Source organism: Pseudomonas sp. Sample_14 (assembly GCF_004307515.1).
In the GTDB taxonomy this organism is placed as follows: domain Bacteria; phylum Pseudomonadota; class Gammaproteobacteria; order Pseudomonadales; family Pseudomonadaceae; genus Aquipseudomonas; species Aquipseudomonas atacamensis.
Genome location: NZ_RCOC01000064.1, coordinates 1 through 17,701, shown reverse-complemented (window position 1 = coordinate 17,701; position 17,701 = coordinate 1). Strand labels below are relative to the sequence as shown.

Annotated in this window: 17 protein-coding genes; 12 read left to right on the top strand and 5 right to left on the bottom strand. The window is 60.1% G+C overall.

Annotation, left to right across the window (positions count from 1 at the left end):
* Nucleotides 1–281: 281 nt before the first annotated feature.
* From D8U61_RS14890 to D8U61_RS14860, 7 genes are all read left to right on the top strand, one after another.
* The gene (locus tag D8U61_RS14890; RefSeq protein ID WP_125926432.1) at nt 282–1,541 is read left to right on the top strand and encodes an AGE family epimerase/isomerase; all 1,260 of its coding nucleotides are present in this window, start codon (nt 282–284) and stop codon (nt 1,539–1,541) included.
* A gap of 118 nt (nt 1,542–1,659) precedes the next feature.
* Nucleotides 1,660–2,961, top strand: a complete 1,302-nt coding sequence (locus D8U61_RS14885; RefSeq protein WP_024014061.1) for an ABC transporter substrate-binding protein — start codon at nt 1,660–1,662, stop codon at nt 2,959–2,961.
* Nucleotides 2,962–3,087: 126 nt separating this feature from the next.
* Complete coding sequence (locus D8U61_RS14880) at nt 3,088–3,996, top strand: sugar ABC transporter permease (RefSeq protein ID WP_016773533.1); 909 nt, start codon at nt 3,088–3,090, stop codon at nt 3,994–3,996.
* Nucleotides 3,989–4,834: a carbohydrate ABC transporter permease gene (locus D8U61_RS14875; RefSeq protein ID WP_016773534.1), complete on the top strand. Its 846-nt coding sequence runs from the start codon at nt 3,989–3,991 to the stop codon at nt 4,832–4,834. The genes D8U61_RS14880 and D8U61_RS14875 overlap by 8 nt, the downstream gene beginning before the upstream one ends.
* 2 nt (nt 4,835–4,836) lie before the next feature.
* The gene (gene ugpC, locus D8U61_RS14870) at nt 4,837–5,997 is read left to right on the top strand and encodes a sn-glycerol-3-phosphate ABC transporter ATP-binding protein UgpC (protein WP_073472036.1); all 1,161 of its coding nucleotides are present in this window, start codon (nt 4,837–4,839) and stop codon (nt 5,995–5,997) included.
* A gap of 163 nt (nt 5,998–6,160) precedes the next feature.
* Nucleotides 6,161–7,510: a carbohydrate porin gene (locus D8U61_RS14865; RefSeq protein WP_016773536.1), complete on the top strand. Its 1,350-nt coding sequence runs from the start codon at nt 6,161–6,163 to the stop codon at nt 7,508–7,510.
* A gap of 308 nt (nt 7,511–7,818) precedes the next feature.
* Nucleotides 7,819–8,673 (top strand): D-hexose-6-phosphate mutarotase, encoded by an 855-nt coding sequence (locus D8U61_RS14860; protein ID WP_039758108.1) that lies wholly within the window; start codon nt 7,819–7,821, stop codon nt 8,671–8,673.
* A gap of 207 nt (nt 8,674–8,880) precedes the next feature.
* On the opposite strand, the gene D8U61_RS14855 is transcribed toward D8U61_RS14860, so the two are convergent.
* Complete coding sequence (locus D8U61_RS14855) at nt 8,881–9,741, bottom strand: MurR/RpiR family transcriptional regulator (RefSeq protein WP_169842436.1); 861 nt, start codon at nt 9,739–9,741, stop codon at nt 8,881–8,883.
* 226 nt (nt 9,742–9,967) lie between these two features.
* Here D8U61_RS14855 and zwf point away from each other — a divergent pair, with 226 nt between their 5' ends.
* The 4 genes from zwf (at nt 9,968) to D8U61_RS14835 (ending at nt 13,561) form a co-directional block, all read left to right on the top strand.
* The gene (zwf, locus tag D8U61_RS14850; RefSeq protein WP_130887000.1) at nt 9,968–11,434 is read left to right on the top strand and encodes a glucose-6-phosphate dehydrogenase; all 1,467 of its coding nucleotides are present in this window, start codon (nt 9,968–9,970) and stop codon (nt 11,432–11,434) included.
* Nucleotides 11,421–12,134: a 6-phosphogluconolactonase gene (gene pgl / locus D8U61_RS14845; RefSeq protein WP_041479176.1), complete on the top strand. Its 714-nt coding sequence runs from the start codon at nt 11,421–11,423 to the stop codon at nt 12,132–12,134. The genes zwf and pgl overlap by 14 nt, the downstream gene beginning before the upstream one ends.
* Before the next feature lie 17 nt (nt 12,135–12,151).
* Nucleotides 12,152–12,817: a bifunctional 4-hydroxy-2-oxoglutarate aldolase/2-dehydro-3-deoxy-phosphogluconate aldolase gene (locus D8U61_RS14840; RefSeq protein WP_016773539.1), complete on the top strand. Its 666-nt coding sequence runs from the start codon at nt 12,152–12,154 to the stop codon at nt 12,815–12,817.
* 171 nt (nt 12,818–12,988) lie between these two features.
* Nucleotides 12,989–13,561, top strand: coding sequence for a hypothetical protein (locus D8U61_RS14835; protein ID WP_130927184.1), 573 nt, complete (start codon nt 12,989–12,991; stop codon nt 13,559–13,561).
* Here the strand turns inward: D8U61_RS14835 and D8U61_RS14830 are convergent.
* Together D8U61_RS14830 and D8U61_RS14825 are read right to left on the bottom strand one after the other, a co-directional pair.
* Nucleotides 13,558–14,739, bottom strand: coding sequence for an aminotransferase class V-fold PLP-dependent enzyme (locus D8U61_RS14830; protein WP_130927183.1), 1,182 nt, complete (start codon nt 14,737–14,739; stop codon nt 13,558–13,560). The two genes, D8U61_RS14835 and D8U61_RS14830, sit on opposite strands and share 4 nt — an antisense overlap.
* Before the next feature lie 30 nt (nt 14,740–14,769).
* A complete protein-coding gene (locus tag D8U61_RS14825) occupies nt 14,770–15,006 on the bottom strand; it encodes a DUF3820 family protein (RefSeq protein WP_003227425.1) in 237 nt (78 codons plus the stop codon).
* A gap of 206 nt (nt 15,007–15,212) precedes the next feature.
* Here D8U61_RS14825 and D8U61_RS14820 point away from each other — a divergent pair, with 206 nt between their 5' ends.
* Nucleotides 15,213–15,680 (top strand): PA2169 family four-helix-bundle protein, encoded by a 468-nt coding sequence (locus D8U61_RS14820; protein ID WP_016773542.1) that lies wholly within the window; start codon nt 15,213–15,215, stop codon nt 15,678–15,680.
* 292 nt (nt 15,681–15,972) lie between these two features.
* Here the strand turns inward: D8U61_RS14820 and D8U61_RS14815 are convergent, their stop codons facing one another.
* Both D8U61_RS14815 and D8U61_RS14810 read right to left on the bottom strand, forming a co-directional pair.
* Complete coding sequence (locus tag D8U61_RS14815; RefSeq protein WP_003227420.1) at nt 15,973–16,443, bottom strand: MaoC family dehydratase; 471 nt, start codon at nt 16,441–16,443, stop codon at nt 15,973–15,975.
* 44 nt (nt 16,444–16,487) lie between these two features.
* Nucleotides 16,488–17,432, bottom strand: a complete 945-nt coding sequence (locus D8U61_RS14810) for an alpha/beta hydrolase (protein ID WP_130927182.1) — start codon at nt 17,430–17,432, stop codon at nt 16,488–16,490.
* Nucleotides 17,433–17,701: the final 269 nt, after the last annotated feature.

Here is a 17,701-nt window from a genome sequence, read left to right as displayed (position 1 = left end):
GACCGCCCAGAGGGAGAGGGGACCGATTGGGGGATGCTGCTGAGCTGCGCTGACCTGTAAATGCGGTGGTGAATCATAATCGCCAATATTTTTCAGGTCGACAGAGGACGCAAGACACCTCGGTCGGCCCCCTCTCCCTCCGGGAGAGGGTTGGGGTGAGGGTGCTTTTGCTCTTCTTTTTTGTCACGAGCTAGTGACAAATACCGTCCCCTTCGTTACAAGCCCGCCCCGGCCCGTTGTTTAGACTGCCCGCAGTCCTAACAACAAAAAAGGGTCACACCATGGACACCTTTCACCCAGACTTCAGCAGTTGGCTGAACGCCCCTGCCCACCAGCAATGGCTCGCCGCCGAAGGCCTGCGTCTGCTGGATTTCGCCAAGGCATCACGACTGCCCGAAGGCTTCGGCAACCTCGACGAGCGCGGCCGTTTGCCGGCGCACGCGCAAGCCGAGACCATGAACACCGCGCGCATGACCCACAGCTTCGCCATGGCCCACATTCAGGGCCTGCCGGGGTTTGCCGAGCTGGTCGACCACGGTATCGCCGCGTTGCGCGGGCCACTGCGTGATGCGTTGCATGGCGGCTGGTTTGCGGTGGCCGAACACCGCGACGACAACACCGGCAAGAACGCCTATCTGCATGCCTTTGTCGCACTCGCCGCCAGCTCCGCCGTGGTCGCACAACGGCCCGGCGCTCAAGCCTTGCTCGATGACGCAATCGACATCATCGATACTTATTTCTGGAGCGAAGAAGAGGGCGCCATGCGCGAATTCTTCAACCGCGACTGGAGCGAAGAAGAAGCCTATCGCGGCGCCAACAGCAACATGCACGCGACCGAAGCATTCCTCGCGCTGGCCGATGTCACTGAAGATCCGCGCTGGCTGGTGCGCGCCCAGCGCATCGTCGAACGAGTGATCCATGGTCACGCTGCAGCCAACGACTACATGGTCATCGAACACTTCGATCGCGATTGGCAACCGCTGCGCGAATACAACCACGACAATCCGGCTGACGGTTTTCGTCCTTACGGCACCACGCCGGGCCACGGTTTCGAGTGGGCGCGCTTGCTCCTGCATCTTGAAGCCGCGCGGGTGCAGGCCGGCATGCTTACGCCGGGCTGGCTGGCGACTGATGCGCAAAAACTCTTCGAAAACAATTGCCGGCACGGCTGGGATGTCGATGGCGCACCGGGCATTGTCTACACCCTCGACTGGCACAACAAAGCCGTGGTCCGCCATCGCCTGCACTGGACGCATGCCGAAGCCAGCGCCGCCGCCAGTGCCTTGCTCAAACGCACCGGCGACGGGCAATACGAAACCTGGTACCGGCTGTTCTGGGAGTTCTGCGAGACGAATTTCATCGACCGCTGCAACGGCAGTTGGCATCACGAACTCAATCCGCAGAATGTGCCAAGTGCCGATATCTGGCCGGGCAAGCCCGATCTGTATCACGCCTGGCAGGCTGTGCTGATTCCGCGATTGCCGCTGGCGCCAAGCATGGCCACGGCTTTGGCGCAGTTGTCCCAGCCTGTTGCTGTGTAACCATGTCGTGACATTTACGCGTCCCTTCGTTACCTGCGAAGCGAAACGCTCTGTTTAAACTCCGTGCAGCGCAAGCACCAGACTTGCAATGCATAACAACAAGAAAGGTACATCTCGAATGAATGCGATTTCTCGCCTCGCTACTGTCATTTCTGTCGCCTCCCTGTTCCCGCTCGCAATCCTGCCGCTCAGTGTCTCCGCTGCCGATTCCAAAGGTTCGGTGGAAGTCGTGCACTGGTGGACCTCCGGTGGCGAAAAAGCCGCTGTCGATGTGCTCAAGGCCCAAGTCGAAAAAGACGGTTTCACCTGGAAGGACGGCGCTGTCGCCGGTGGTGGCGGTGCGACTGCCATGACCGTGCTGAAAAGCCGTGCCGTTGCCGGCAACCCGCCAGGCGTAGCGCAGATCAAAGGCCCGGACATCCAGGAATGGGCGTCGACCGGCCTGCTCGACACCGACGTTTTGAAAGACGTCGCCAAGTCGGAAAAGTGGGACAGCCTGCTCGACAAGAAAGTCTCCGATACCGTGAAGTACGACGGTGATTACGTGGCCGTGCCGGTGAACATTCACCGCGTGAACTGGCTGTGGATCAACCCGGAAGTCTTCAAGAAAGCCGGCATCACCAAGAATCCAACCACCCTCGAAGAGTTCTACGCAGCCGGCGACAAGCTGAAAGCGGCGGGCTTCATTCCGCTCGCCCACGGCGGTCAGCCTTGGCAGGACAGCACCGTGTTCGAAGCCGTGGTGCTCTCGGTCATGGGCGTGGATGGCTACAAGAAAGCCCTGGTCGATCTCGACAACAAGGCGCTGACCGGCCCGGAAATGGTCAAGGCGCTCACCGAGCTGAAGAAAGTCGCGACCTACATGGACGCGGACGGCAAAGGCCAGGACTGGAACCTCGAAGCGGCCAAGGTCATCAACGGCAAGGCCGGCATGCAGATCATGGGTGACTGGGCCAAGTCCGAATGGACCGCCGCCAAGAAAGTCGCCGGCAAGGACTACGAGTGCGTAGCGTTCCCGGGCACCGACAAGGCATTCACCTACAACATCGACTCGCTGGCCGTGTTCAAGCAGAAGGACGCAGGCACTGCGGCCGGTCAGCAGGACATCGCCAAAGTCGTGCTGGGTGAGAACTTCCAGAAAGTCTTCAGCATTAACAAAGGCTCGATCCCGGTGCGCAACGACATGTTGAACAACATGGACAAGCTCGGCTTCGACTCCTGCGCGCAGACCGCTGCCAAAGACTTCCTCGCGGACGCCAAGTCCGGCGGCCTGCAACCAAGCATGGCGCACAACATGGCGACCACGCTGGCCGTGCAGGGCGCGTTCTTTGACGTAGTCACCAACTACATCAACGACCCGAAAGCCGACCCGGCCGATGCGGCGAAGAAACTCGGCGCGGCGGTTCAGTCGGCCAAATAGGCGCCTTGACGGCGAGCTGCAAGCTTCAAGCTTCAAGCTGCAAGTTAAAGGCTTGCGCGCTGCTGGTCTTGTAGCTTGTAGCTTGCAGCTTGCAGCTGTTCTTCTCTTTCTTTTCTGGATTTGCTCATGAGTTCTGTTGCTGTGTTCAGCAAGGCCTCGCCGTTCGATGCATTGCAGCGCTGGCTACCGAAACTGGTGCTGGCGCCGAGCATGTTCATCGTGCTGGTGGGCTTCTATGGCTACATCCTGTGGACGTTCATTCTGTCGTTCACCACCTCGACTTTCCTGCCCAACTACAAGTGGGCCGGCCTGGCGCAATACGCGCGGTTGTTCGATAACGATCGCTGGTGGGTGGCGAGCAAGAACCTCGCCGTGTTCGGCGGCATGTTCATCGGCATCACTCTGGTGATCGGCGTGTTGCTGGCGGTGTTCCTCGACCAGCGCATCCGTCGCGAAGGCTTTATCCGCACCATTTACCTGTACCCGATGGCGCTCTCGATGATCGTTACCGGTACCGCATGGAAATGGCTGCTCAACCCGGGCATGGGCCTGGACAAATTGTTGCGTGACTGGGGCTGGGAAGGTTTCCGTCTGGACTGGCTGATCGACCCTGATCGCGTGGTCTACTGCCTGGTGATTGCCGCTGTGTGGCAAGCCTCGGGCTTCATCATGGCGATGTTCCTCGCCGGCCTGCGTGGCGTCGATCAATCGATCATCCGTGCTGCGCAGATCGACGGCGCGAGCATGCCGCGCATCTACTGGAAAGTCGTGCTGCCAAGCCTGCGTCCGGTGTTCTTCAGTGCGGTGATGATCCTCGCGCACATCGCGATCAAGAGCTTCGACCTCGTTGCGGCAATGACCGCCGGCGGCCCGGGTTATTCCTCCGACCTGCCAGCGATGTTCATGTATTCCTTCACCTTCAGTCGCGGCCAGATGGGCATGGGCTCGGCCAGTGCGATTCTGATGCTCGGTGCGATCCTCGCGATCATCGTGCCTTACCTGTATTCCGAGCTGAGGACCAAGCGTCATGACTAGTCTCGCTGCCAAACCTGCGATCAGCTTCAGTCGCATCGCGATCTACGCGGTGCTGATCCTTGCGGTGTTCCTCTATCTGGTGCCGCTGGTGGTGATGTTGCTGACCAGCTTCAAGACCCCGGAAGACATCAGCACCGGCAACCTGCTGAGCTGGCCGACCGTGGTCAGCGGCATTGGCTGGGTCAAGGCCTGGGCCACGGTTGACGGCTACTTCTGGAACTCGATCAAGATCACCGTACCGGCGGTAATCATCTCCACCGCCATCGGTGCGTTGAACGGTTACGTGCTGTCGATGTGGCGCTTCCGTGGTTCGCAGTTGTTCTTCGGTCTGCTGCTGTTCGGCTGCTTCCTGCCGTTCCAGACCGTGCTGCTGCCGGCCTCGTTCACCCTCGGCAAGATGGGCCTGGCGAGCACCACCACCGGCCTGGTCTTCGTGCACGTGGTCTACGGCCTGGCGTTCACCACGCTGTTCTTCCGCAACTACTACGTGAGCATTCCCGATGCGCTGGTCAAGGCTGCGCGTCTGGATGGCGCGGGTTTCTTCACGATTTTCCGCCGCATCATTCTGCCGATGTCGACGCCGATCATCATGGTCTGCCTGATCTGGCAGTTCACCCAGATCTGGAACGACTTCCTGTTCGGTGTGGTGTTCTCCAGCGGTGATTCGCAACCGATCACCGTGGCGCTGAACAACCTGGTCAACACCAGCACCGGCGCCAAGGAATACAACGTGGATATGGCAGCGGCGATGATCGCCGGCCTGCCGACCCTGCTGGTCTATGTGGTCGCAGGCAAGTATTTCGTGCGCGGGCTGACGGCCGGCGCGGTCAAGGGGTAATCATGGCTACGCTTGAACTTCGCAACGTAAACAAGACCTACGGGGCCGGCCTGCCGGACACCCTGAAGAACATCGAACTGTCGATCAAGGACGGTGAATTCCTGATCCTCGTCGGCCCGTCGGGCTGCGGCAAATCGACCTTGATGAACTGCATCGCCGGTCTGGAAACCATCACCGGCGGCGCGATCATGATCGGCGACCAGGATGTCAGCGGCATGAGCCCCAAGGATCGCGACATCGCCATGGTGTTTCAGTCCTACGCGCTGTACCCGACCATGAGCGTGCGCGAGAACATCGAGTTCGGCCTGAAGATCCGCAAGATGCCGCAGGCAGCGATCGACGAAGAAGTCGCCCGCGTGGCCAAGCTGTTGCAGATCGAACACCTGCTCAATCGCAAGCCGGGCCAGCTCTCCGGTGGTCAGCAACAGCGCGTGGCGATGGGCCGTGCTCTGGCGCGGCGGCCGAAGATCTACCTGTTCGACGAACCGCTGTCGAACCTCGACGCCAAGCTGCGCGTCGAGATGCGCACCGAAATGAAACTGATGCACCAGCGTCTGAAAACCACCACGGTCTACGTGACCCACGACCAGATCGAAGCGATGACCCTGGGCGACAAGGTCGCGGTGATGAAGGACGGCATCATTCAGCAATTCGGTACGCCGAAAGACATCTACAACAACCCGGCCAACCTGTTCGTGGCGAGTTTCATCGGTTCGCCGCCGATGAACTTCATTCCCCTGCGTTTGCAGCGCAAGGACGGTCGTCTGCTGGCGCTGCTCGACAGCGGCCAGGCGCGTTGCGAATTGCCGATGAGCATGCAGGACGCCGGGCTTGAAGACCGCGAAGTGATCCTTGGCCTGCGCCCGGAGCAGATCGTGCTGGCGAACGGCGAGGGCAATGGTCTGCCGAGCATCCGCGCCGAAGTGCAGGTCACCGAACCGACCGGTCCGGACACCCTGGTGTTCGTCAACTTGAACGACACCAAGGTCTGCTGCCGGCTGGCGCCGGACGTGGCACCGCAGGTAGGCGAAAGCCTGACGCTGCAGTTCGATCCATCGAAAGTGTTGTTGTTCGATGCCAATACCGGTGAGCGTCTGGGCGTTGCGGGCCAGGTGCAGACAGAGACCCGGTCGGCGAACGTGGCGCAGTTCAAAGGGCGCTGAAGAACAATGCTGGAATGCGGTCCTGTGGGAGCTGGCTTGCCAGCCCCCACCAGGGCCGGTTCCACAAAAAGGAGCACGCGGTGAATGGCCTGTCATTCGTCGCACTTTATGTAAACCGCGTTAGATAAAAACAGTTAATAACAATAAAGACGAGGATGTAGGGATGAAAAAGAAACACGTCAATGCCCGGTTGATCTGCCAGGTTTCTGCGGCAGCTGCACTGGTGCTGGCCGGTAATGCAATGGCGGCGGATGCGTTCAGCTCCGACTCCAAGTGGATGACCGGCGACTGGGGCGGCGAGCGCACCAAGCTGATCGAGCAGGGTATCGACATCAAGGCCGACTACGTTGGCGAGATGGGCGCCAACCTGAACGGCGGCTACAACGACGACAAGACCGCGCGTTACGCCGACCAGTTCGGTCTGGGCGTGGCCCTCGACCTGCAGAAACTGTGGGGCTGGGACAACACCCAAGCGAAGATCCAGCTGACCAACCGTAACGGCTACAACATCTCCAACGACCGCGTTGGCGATCCGCGTGCCGGCACCCTCAGCTCCTCGCAGGAAGTCTACGGCCGTGGCCACATGGTGCGTCTGACCCAGTTGTGGATCCAGCACCAGTTCTTCGACAACAAGCTCGACGTCAAGGCCGGTTACTTCGGCGAAGGCGAAGACTTCAACACCTTCCCGTGCGACTTCCAGAACCTGGCGTTCTGCGGTTCGCAAGTGGGTAACTGGGCGACCAACATCTGGTACAACTGGCCCGTCAGCCAGGCCGCGATCCGTGTGAAGTACAACATCAACGACGAGCTCTACGCGCAAATCGGTGCGTACAACCAGAACCCGTCGCAACTGGAACACGGCAACGGCTTCAAGCTCAGCGGCAGCGGCACCAAAGGTACCGTGCTGCCGGTTGAGTTGGTCTGGTCGCCGAAGGTCAACAGCCTGCCGGGCGAATACCGCGTCGGTTACTACAAGAGCACGGCCGATGCCGACGACGTTCGCGAAGACGTCAACGGTCTCGATGCGGCAACCACCGGTGATGACTACAAGTCGCACAACAGCAAAAGCGGTTACTGGTTCGTTGCGCAACAGCAACTCACCAGCCACAACGGTGATGCCACTCGCGGTCTGAACATCGCTGCCAACGCGACTTTCCACGACAAGGACACCAACTTCATCGACAACTACCAGTCGGTGATGTTTGTCTACAAAGGCCCGTTCGATGCGCGTCCGAAAGATGACATCGGTATCGGCGCTGCGCGTATCCACGTCAACAAGGACGTCAAGCGCAATGCTGAACTGCTGAACGCTGCCAACGGTGTGTCCGATTACGACAACGCCGCGTTCTCGCCGATTCGTGAAACCGAATACAACTACGAACTGAACTACGGCATCCATGTCACCAACTGGCTGACCGTGCGTCCCAACCTGCAATACATCACTCATCCGGGCGGTGTGGATGAAGTTGATAACGCTTTGGTCGCTGGCCTGAAAATTCAGTCAACGTTCTGACGCGTCTGCGATAAGCTCCTCTCTATGTGCGCATTTTGCGGACAGCCAAGGCTGTCCGCTTTTTTTTGCGAGACCCGCAGAAAGAGTTATGTCGTACCCATTGTGGTGAGGGGATTTAGCGAAACGTCGCACCGCCCCGCTGGGCTGCGAAGCGGCCCTGAAACCATTCAGCGAGGTGTATCAGGCAGATTGTGTTTATCGGATTTGGGGCCGCTTCGCGACCCAGCGGGGATAAATCCCCTCGCCACAAAGTGCTATGCAAGGCTTTTGGATTGATAAGTACCCCATGATTTTCAGGACCGTAGCCAATGCATGAGCATCCGCTGCAACGCTTCTTCAAATCCCTGCGCGAGCGACCGGTGTTCGCCTGGGAGCGCTATCAGATGCGCGACGTGTTGGTGATCGATCATCCGCTGTGTCAGGCGGTGTTCAGTCGTCAGGGCGCGCAGTTGCTGCATTTTCAGCCGCGCGGGCAGAAGCCGTGGTTGTGGTGCGCGGCGAAGTGGCCGCATGTCGGCGCGATTCGCGGTGGCGTGCCGGTGTGCTGGCCGTGGTATGGCCGTCATCCGAGCGAAAACGCGTGGCCGTCCCATGGTTGGGCGCGACTGCTCGACTGGAAACTGCTCGACAGCAGCAGCGCCGAGGATGGCGTGCGCCTGCACTGGCAACTGCAGCTGTGCGATTGGCAGGTCGACCTGCACGCGCATCTGGGCGAACGCATGGAATTACGCCTGAGCACCGAGCATCAGGACGACATGCCGTGCCAGTTGAGCCAGGCTTTGCACGCTTACTGGCGTATAGGCGATGTTGGTGAGATAGCGCTGTCTGGCCTCGAAGGCGCGCAGGGTTATGATCAGTTGAATCGTCAGGTTTGCCAGCAGGAAGGCGAGTTGCGGGTCGATGGCGGCTGTCAGCGGGTGTTCCAGCATGACGGCGAATTGCAGCTCAAGGATCACGCCTGGCAGCGCGAGTTGTGCATCGATACCGGTGACAGCGGCGACACCGTCGTCTGGCATCCCGGCGCGCGGCCGTTGCTGGGGGTGAGTTGGGACGAGATTTCCGAATTCGTCTGCGTGGAAGCAGCGGCGGGTGGCACGGACAGCCTGCACCTGGCGCCGGGGGAGAAGGCGCATTTGAGTTTGCAGGCGTGGGCGGCGGCTTAGTGCGTCAAGTACACCGATACCCTCACCCTAGCCCTCTCCCAGAGGGAGAGGGGACCGAATGGGGGATGCTCAAGAATTACGCCGACGTGAAAGTGCAGTTCTGAATCCATAATCGACTGGATATTTCAGGTCGATGTACCGCGCAAGACACCTCGGTCGGCTCCCTCTCCCTCCGGGAGAGGGCTGGGGTGAGGGGGCTTTTGATCTTTAGTTGAATTCATCCCCAACCGGATACCGGCTGGCATTCAGGCTCTCTTTGATCTTGCGCAAATGCGGTTGGAAATCCACCCCGCGACGCAACGTCATCCCGGTCGCCAGCACATCCAGCACCGTCAACTGAATGATCCGCGACGTCATCGGCATGTAAATGTCGGTGTCTTCCGGCAACGGAATATTCAGGCTCAAGGTACTGGCCTTGGCCAGCGGTGAATTCTCCGCCGTCAGGCCCAACACCGAAGCACCGTTCTCGCGGGCAATCCGCGCCACTTCCACCAGCTCGCGGGTACGCCCGGTGTAGGAAATGATCACGAACAGCTCACCGGTGTGCGCCACCGAAGCAATCATTCGCTGCATCAGCACATCGGCATGCGCGGTGACCGCAAGGTTGAAGCGGAAGAACTTGTGCTGCGCATCCAGCGCCACCGGGGCTGAAGCGCCGAGGCCGAAAAAATGGATCTGCCGCGCCTGGATCAACAGGTCGACGGCGCGGCTGATCAGGTTCGGGTCGAGTGCCTGGCAAGCGCTGTCCAGGGAGGCGATGGCGCTGCCGAAAATCTTCTGCGTGTACGCCTCGGGATTGTCGTCAGCCTCGACCGCGCGGCTGACATACGCCGCGCCACTGGCCAGGCTCTGGGCCAATTGCAGCTTGAGTTCGGGATAACCGCTGACACCGAACGAGCGGCAGAAACGGTTGACCGTCGGTTCGCTCACCGAGGCGGCCTGGGCGAGGGCGGCGATGCTGAAGCGGGTGGCCTGCTGCGGGTTGAGCAGGATCACCTCGGCGACCTTACGTTCGGCCTTGTTCAGCTCTTCAAGGCGACTCTGGATCTGTTCCAGTAAATTTCGCACGCGGTCCATATGGAATTCCTGATTCACCGACGCAGAGTTGCGTCGGGCTATGCAAATTGGGCCTTTGATATGGCCCGTGACGGTGGCCTATCCTACTGATGCGTCCGGGCGACCACCACTCGGATTGAGTATTCTGCGAAAATGTTGTGGTTATTACTACATTTTCCCTTGAGTGATGCCTTGAAAAAAGGTATTTGTAGCTTAACTTGATAAAAGAACAAACATCATGCCTTCCATTACGGTTGAACCGTGCACCTTTGCCTTGTTCGGCGCGCTTGGCGATCTGGCCCTGCGCAAGCTGTTTCCTGCCCTGTATCACCTTGACGGTGCCGACCTGCTGCACGAGGACACGCGCATCATCGCGCTGGCCCGTGAGCCCGGCAGCGAGCAGCAGCACATGGCGTTCATCGCCGCCGAATTGCGCCGTTACGTCGGCAAAGAGCTGAACGAAACCGTAGCCGAGCGCTTTCTCGCGCGCCTGACCTATCTGCACGTCGACTTCCTCAAGGCTGAGGATTACGTGGCGCTGGCGGAACTGGCCGGCAGCATCCAGCGCATGATTGCCTACTTCGCTACTCCGGCGGCGGTATACGGCGCGATCTGCGAGAACCTCGAGAAAGTCGGTCTGGCCGAGAACACTCGCGTGGTGCTGGAAAAACCGATCGGCTCTGACCTGGAGTCTTCGCGCAAGGTCAACGACGCCGTCGCGCAGTTTTTCCCGGAAGACCGCACCTACCGCATCGACCACTATCTGGGCAAAGAGACCGTTCAGAACCTGATCGCCCTGCGTTTCGCCAACAGCCTGTTCGAAACCCAGTGGAACCAGAATTACATCTCCCACGTGGAAATCACCGTGGCCGAGAAGGTCGGCATCGAAGGCCGTTGGGGCTATTTCGACAAAGCCGGCCAGCTGCGCGACATGATCCAGAATCACCTGTTGCAGCTGCTCTGCCTGATTGCCATGGATCCGCCGGCCGACCTGTCCGCCGACAGCATCCGTGACGAGAAAGTGAAAGTGCTCAAGGCGCTCGCGCCGATCAGCCCGGAAGGCCTGACCACACAAGTGGTGCGCGGCCAGTACATCGCCGGCCACAGCGAGGGGAAATCCGTTCCGGGTTACCTCGAAGAACCGAATTCCAACACCCAGAGCGACACCGAAACCTTCGTCGCCCTGCGTGCCGACATCCGCAACTGGCGCTGGGCCGGCGTGCCGTTCTACCTGCGTACCGGCAAGCGCATGCCGCAGAAGCTGTCGCAGATCGTCATCCACTTCAAGGAACCGTCGCACTACATTTTCGCCCCGGAGCAGCGTCTGCAGATCAGCAACAAACTGATCATCCGCCTGCAACCGGACGAAGGCATTTCCTTGCGCGTGATGACCAAGGAGCAGGGCCTGGACAAGGGCATGCAACTGCGCAGCGGCCCGCTGCAACTGAATTTCTCCGACACCTGGCGTAGCGCGCGGATCCCCGATGCCTATGAGCGGTTGTTGCTGGAAGTGATGAACGGCAATCAGAACCTGTTTGTCCGTAAAGATGAAATCGAAGCCGCGTGGAAGTGGTGTGACCAGCTGATCGCCGGGTGGAAGAAATCCGGCGACGCGCCCAAGCCGTATGCGGCCGGGTCGTGGGGGCCGATGAGCTCCATTGCTTTGATCACGCGGGACGGGAGGTCGTGGTATGGCGATATCTGATGTGCAACTGCCGACGGGCGTGACTGCCCGCGAATTCAACAGCCCGGTGCTGCTCGCCGAAGGCCTGGCGCTGAACGTTGCCAAGCAACTGAGCGACGCCATTGCTGCACGCGGCAACGCGGTGCTGGTGGTGTCCGGCGGGCGCAGCCCGGTAGCGTTCTTCCAGCACCTGGCCAAGCAGGAGCTGGACTGGTCGAAGGTCGTCGTGACCCTGGCCGACGAACGCTGGGTACCGGTTGAACATGCCGACAGCAATGCCGGCCTGCTCAAGCAGTATCTGCTCAAAGGCCCGGCAGCCAAGGCGCAGTTCCTCAGCCTCTACAGCGCGGCGGCCAACGTCGAGCAGGCTGCTGAACAGGCTGATCGCTTGCTCGCGGAATTGCCGCCGATTGACGTGCTGGTGCTGGGCATGGGCGATGACGGTCACACCGCGTCGCTGTTCCCCGACAGCCCGAACCTCGCCGAAGCCCTGCAAGCCGATGGCACGCGCCGTTGCTGGCCGATGCTGGCGCCCAGCGTGCCGCGTCAGCGCCTGACCATGAGCCGCGCGCTGCTGGCCTCGGCCCGGCACAAGATTCTGTCGATTTCCGGTCAATCGAAACTGACCACCCTGAATGCCGCGCTGGCATCCGATGACGTTGCGGCCATGCCGGTGCGCGCGTTTCTGCAACCTACGTTAGAGATTTACTGGTGCCCATGAGCCAAGGAACAGCCGCTATGACAACCCCATCCCCGACCGTTTCCATGGCGGACAAAGTTGCCCTGATCGACAGTCTCTGCGCCAAGGCGCGGATTCTGCCAGTGATCACCATCGCCCGCGAACAGGACGTGCTGCCACTGGCCGACGCCCTCGCTGCCGGTGGCCTGACTGCGCTGGAAGTGACCCTGCGTTCGCAGTTCGGCCTCAAGGCCATTCAGATCCTGCGCGAACAGCGCCCGGAACTGATGACCGGTGCCGGCACCGTGCTCGACCGCAACATGCTCGCAGCGGCGGAAGCGGCCGGTTCGCAATTCATCGTCACCCCGGGCATCACTCGTGACCTGCTCGAAGCCAGCGTCGACAGCCCGATTCCGCTGTTGCCGGGCATCAGCAACGCCTCGGGGATCATGGAAGGCTACGGTCTGGGCTATCGCCGCTTCAAGCTGTTCCCGGCGGAAGTCAGCGGTGGCGTGGCGGCAATCAAGGCGCTCGGCGGCCCGTTCGGCGAAGTGAAATTCTGCCCGACTGGCGGCGTCGGCCCGGCCAATATCAAGAGCTACATGGCGCTGAAAAACGTCATGTGCGTGGGCGGTAGCTGGATGCTTGATCCGGAGTGGATCAAAAACGGCGACTGGGCGCGCATTCAGGAATGCACTGCCGAAGCCCTGGCGCTGCTGGACTGATCTTTACCCCTACACCTCGTTGTGTGCTTTACGGCTTTATGGTGCGCTTGGTCGGCGCACCTTTTTTTTGCGCTGAAAAAACTGCCGGTACATGCCGCGATACATAGTTACTGCACGCTGGCTTTTTCACGGGGTTAATCTGCGTCCATCTTATGGAAGAGAGAACGCCTCATGGACGACCGTCAGTCTCTGACCCTTACACCACAATCCCGTTATCAACCGAAGCAACTTCCCCTCGGCCGCCCCGCAGCCGATTCCCAAGTGCGCAATATCAGCCAGGGTGTCCAAGGCCTGCCGCTGATCCTGCGTCTGTCGCTGGTCGATGCGATGACCAGCGAGCCGGTCATCGGCGCGCTGGTGCGCATTCAACAGCGTGTCGATGGCGACACCAGCCTGGGCGGCAGTCAATTGACTGATAGCCATGGCATCGTCCGCTTCACCAGTGTCTATCCGGATCGACCTGCGCACGGGGCTGCTTGCCTGAAGCTGAACGTATTCATTCCCGGCGACGAAGCAGGAGCCCAAGCTCACCACGAGGCCTGGGCCGGCACCTTGCACCTCCCAGGCCGCTGCGGCTGTGAAGCTGCCGCCGAGGACGCCTTGCAGTTGGTATTGCAGCCGATCGCCGGCGCCGATCTTGAAGACGGCGCCTTCGCCAGCCTGACCCTCGGCATCGACACCTTCGCCGTGTCGGCGCAGTTGGATCTTGAAGGCTACGAAAAAAACTCCGGTGTGCCGTTCTAGCGCAGCTGGTTCAATGCGTGGACCAACTGCTCCATCTCGCCAGCCGTGGTGGTCAGCCCCGGGGTGATGCGAATGCACGGCCCGCATGCGGCGCCGGTGCGCACCACGGTGAACAGGTTGAATTCGCTGAGCAGCCGCTCGGCCATGGCCTGTTGATCGGCATGCCGGGTGAAGCGCAGCGCGGTGATCCCGCAATACAGTTGCGGGTCGTCCGGCGTCAGCACCTCGATGCCCGGCAGGTGCCGGACCCGGCTGACCCACAAGTTGCGCAGGTAATTCAGGCGTGGGCTTTTGGCTGCGGCGCCGCCGAGGGCGTCGTGCTCTTCGAACACCAGCGGCAAGGTCATCAGCGCCGGGATGTTCGGCGTGCTGTACGAGGTGCGCGCGCGAATATCGCTTACTGGGTAATGCATCTCGCCCATGTCCGGATCGATATCAGCCAGACGCTGCGGGGCGATATAGATGAAGCCAAGGGTCAGCGGTGCGCCGATCCATTTGTGCAGGTTGTAACCGGCGAAAGCGATGCCCAACGCTTGCAGGTCAAATTCAATCTGGCCCAGGGCGTGGGCACCGTCGAGGATGATGTCGACGCCGTGCTCTTTGGCCAGTGCGGCGATGGCCTGCACCGGCATGACCAGACCGGTGCGATGGGTGACATGGGTCAGCGCCATCAGTTTGAGCTTCGGGTGGCGGGTGAAAGCTTCGCGGTAGCTTTCCAGCAGGCTGTCGAAACTGGCGGGATGGTGGTGGGTAATCTCGATGACCTCAACGCCACGCTGTTGCGCCAGCCAGCGCATGGCGCCTTTGACCGTGTCGTACTCAAGATCACAGATCAGCACCTGATCGCCCGGTTGCAGGCGATTGTAATTGCGGATCAGCGATTGCAGGCCTTCGGTGGCATTGCGCGTCAGCGCCACGCTTTGCGCGCGCACGCCGATCAGTTCGGCCAGTTGCGCGCGGATTTCGAGGTTGTCGTGCTGTTCAAAGCGCTGGCGTGCATAAATCGAGTTACTGGTGTTGATCAGCTCGATGTTGCGCTGGTATTCCTCGATCACTGTGCGCGACATGCGCCCGAAGTAACCGTTTTCCAGGTTGACCGGGCCGGGCTGCACATCGTATCGGTCGGCAAAGGTTTGCCAGAAGGCTTCGTCACGGGCGCGGCGGGTGTTGTCAGGCATGGTCGGCAAGGCTCAAGAGGGAAGGGCGCGTCAGTGGCGCGGGGCGGGTTTGCCGTGTTTGGCGCGCAGCGGCTCGAGCAGGTCGGACAGGCCGTTGTGGTCGATCTCCTGCATCAACGCCAACAGGCCACCGAGTTCACCGTGGGGAAAGCCTTCACGGGCGAACCAGTTCAGATAGGGGCCAGGCAAGTCGGCAATGATCCGCCCTTTGTATTTGCCGAAGGGCATCTCGCGGGTGATCAGCAGTTCGAGTTTTTCCGGATTCATCAGCACGCTTCATCGATTCACATGACAGCCTGGAAAATACAGGCATTCTGCATGCAGGCCAAATGACAGATCATGCAAAAAACCAGCATACAGATGGTTCAATCTTTCTTAAGTCAATGAAAACATAGATATTTTTACCTGAAGCGAAGCTGGCACGCACACTGCAATATCCCTTGCATCTTCAACCCATCGCAAGGAATTGAAAAATGACCGACATGAATAAAGAAGCCATTTCTGTACTCAACGACCTGATTGAAACCTGCAAGGACGGTCAGGAAGGGTTCAAGACTTGCGCCGAAGACATCAAGCACCCAGAACTGAAAACCCTGTTCGTGCAGCGCTCCGCCGATTGCGCCACCGCAGCAGCCGAGCTGCAGGCTCAGGTACGTTCGCTGGGCGGTGATCCGGAAACTTCGACCAGTGTTGCCGGTGATCTGCACCGTCGCTGGGTCGACGTCAAATCCATGTTCACCGGTAAAGATGAAGAGGCTGTGCTGAACGAAGCCGAGCGCGGTGAAGACCATGCGCTGAAGGCTTATCGTGAAGCGATCGAGAAGATCAACAAGCACAATCTGGTTGGCATCAAGGATCTGGTTGAGCGTCAGTACCACGGCGTACAACGCAACCACGACCAGGTGAAAGCCCTGCGTAACCAGGCTCGTGCCAACTCGTAAGAGTTAGTCGGCTGATAAAAAACGCCAGCTTGTCTGGCGTTTTTTTGTGCCCGCAGGAAAAGCCCCTCACCCTAGCCCTCTCCCGGAGGGAGAGGGGACTGACCGAGGTGAATGCCGGAGTTACGCCGACTTGAGCGATCTGAGTTGAACTCTGGTTCTGGAAGGTCTTGAAGATCGCCCGCGCCGAGCGCAGGATTTGAATCCGATGCAGATCAGCTCCCTTTTCCCCTCGCCCCCTTGGGGGAGAGGGCTGGGGTGAGGGGGTAGCAATCTACCTGACACTTCCCAATCATCAGCCAATACTGATCGCCGGCAATGTCGGCAACGTCACCGTCTGCTGTTTGCGCGGTGCGAGAATTTCGGCCTCGCCATCCACTACCAACTCATCACGCTGATTGAATACGCGAGTGGCAATGCGCACGCGGAATTTCGGCAGTTTCTCCAGAATCTCCAGGCGCACCGTCAACGTGTCGCCGATCTTCACCGGCTTCTGAAAGCTCATCTGCTGACCGATATAGATAGTGCCCGGCCCAGGCAATTCACAGGCCACCGCTGCGCTGATCAGCGCACCGCTGAACATGCCGTGGGCGATGCGTTCCTTGAACATGCTGGCGGCGGCAAATTCGGCGTCCAGGTGCACCGGGTTGTGGTCGCCCGACATCGCGGCGAACAGCTGAATGTCGCGCTCTTCGACAGTCTTGCTGTAGCTGGCGGTCTGGCCGACTTCAAGGGCTTCGTAAGGGATGTTGGTAACCTGGGTCATCGGTCTCGATTCCTGTGACGGATTTCAGTCAATCCACAAAAAATTTATTCGCTGCGCTGTGGGCGCCGGTGGCTCAGGGCCTGGTCGATCCAGGCGAGCACATCGGTGGTCACTTCGTCGCGATTGCTTTCATTGAACAATTCGTGCCGGGCCTGCGGGTAGATCTTCAGTTGCAGATGCTGGCTGCCGGCCCTGCGCAAGGCATTGGCCAGATCTGTCAGACGCTTGCCCTCGCTCACCGGATCACATTCGCCGCCAATCACCAGCAGCGGCAGGCCCGGATCGATCTGCGCGAGATTGGACGCTTTGCTGATTTGCTGCAAGCCGCCGAGCAGGTCGATCCACAGCTGATTGGTGCAGCGAAAGCCGCACAACGGGTCGGCGGCGTACTTGTCGACCTCGGCCGGGTCGCGGCTCAGCCAGTCGAAACGGGTGCGCACCGGTTTGAATTTATTGTTGAACGTGCCGAACGACAGCCACTCGATCAATGCACTGCGGCCCTTGCCGCCCTGGCGCAGTTTTTCCAGCCGGGCTATCAGCCGCGCGGCGCGATACAGCGCCACCGGCTGGAAATTCGAGCCGCTGAGAATCGCCCCGTGCAGACTGGCGCTGTGGTGCAACAAATAGCCTTGGGCGATGTAGCTGCCCATGCTGTGGCCGAGGAGGATGATCGGCACGCCGGGATGTTGCTGGCCGATGTGCTGGTTGAGGCTGGCCAGATCGCCAACGACCTTGCACCAGCCATCGTCATCGGCGAAATGGCCGAGAGTGCCGTTGTCGGCGGTGCGGCCATGGCCACGCAGATCCGGGGCGTAGACGCCATAGTCTTTGTCGCAAAACGTGTCGGCGAGCCGCGCGTAGCGAGCGCTGTGTTCGGCCATGCCATGGGCCAGCAGAATCACCGCTTTCAATGGCGTGGCCGGCAGCCAGCGGTTGACGTACAGGCGGCTGCGGTCACTCGCGTCCAGCCAGAAGGTGTCGTGGGTCATGGCGATTCCTTTGCTCAGCATCGCCACAGTGTATAGCGCGTCTGATCAGCTCACGCCACGGCAGGAAGATTCACGGGATCAATGAGGGCTTGGGTCATATTTGCCTCAATGGCCATAGCTGCTAGTGTCCGTGAAGCTCCGCTTTGTGCTTTTCGCCTTCCATTGACGAAGCAGAAACGACAGAAAGCGGCTCCCGGATCGGCTCAGGTAACGAGGACAAGAACAATGCAACCTGATTTCTGGAATGACAAACGCCCGGCCGGCGTACC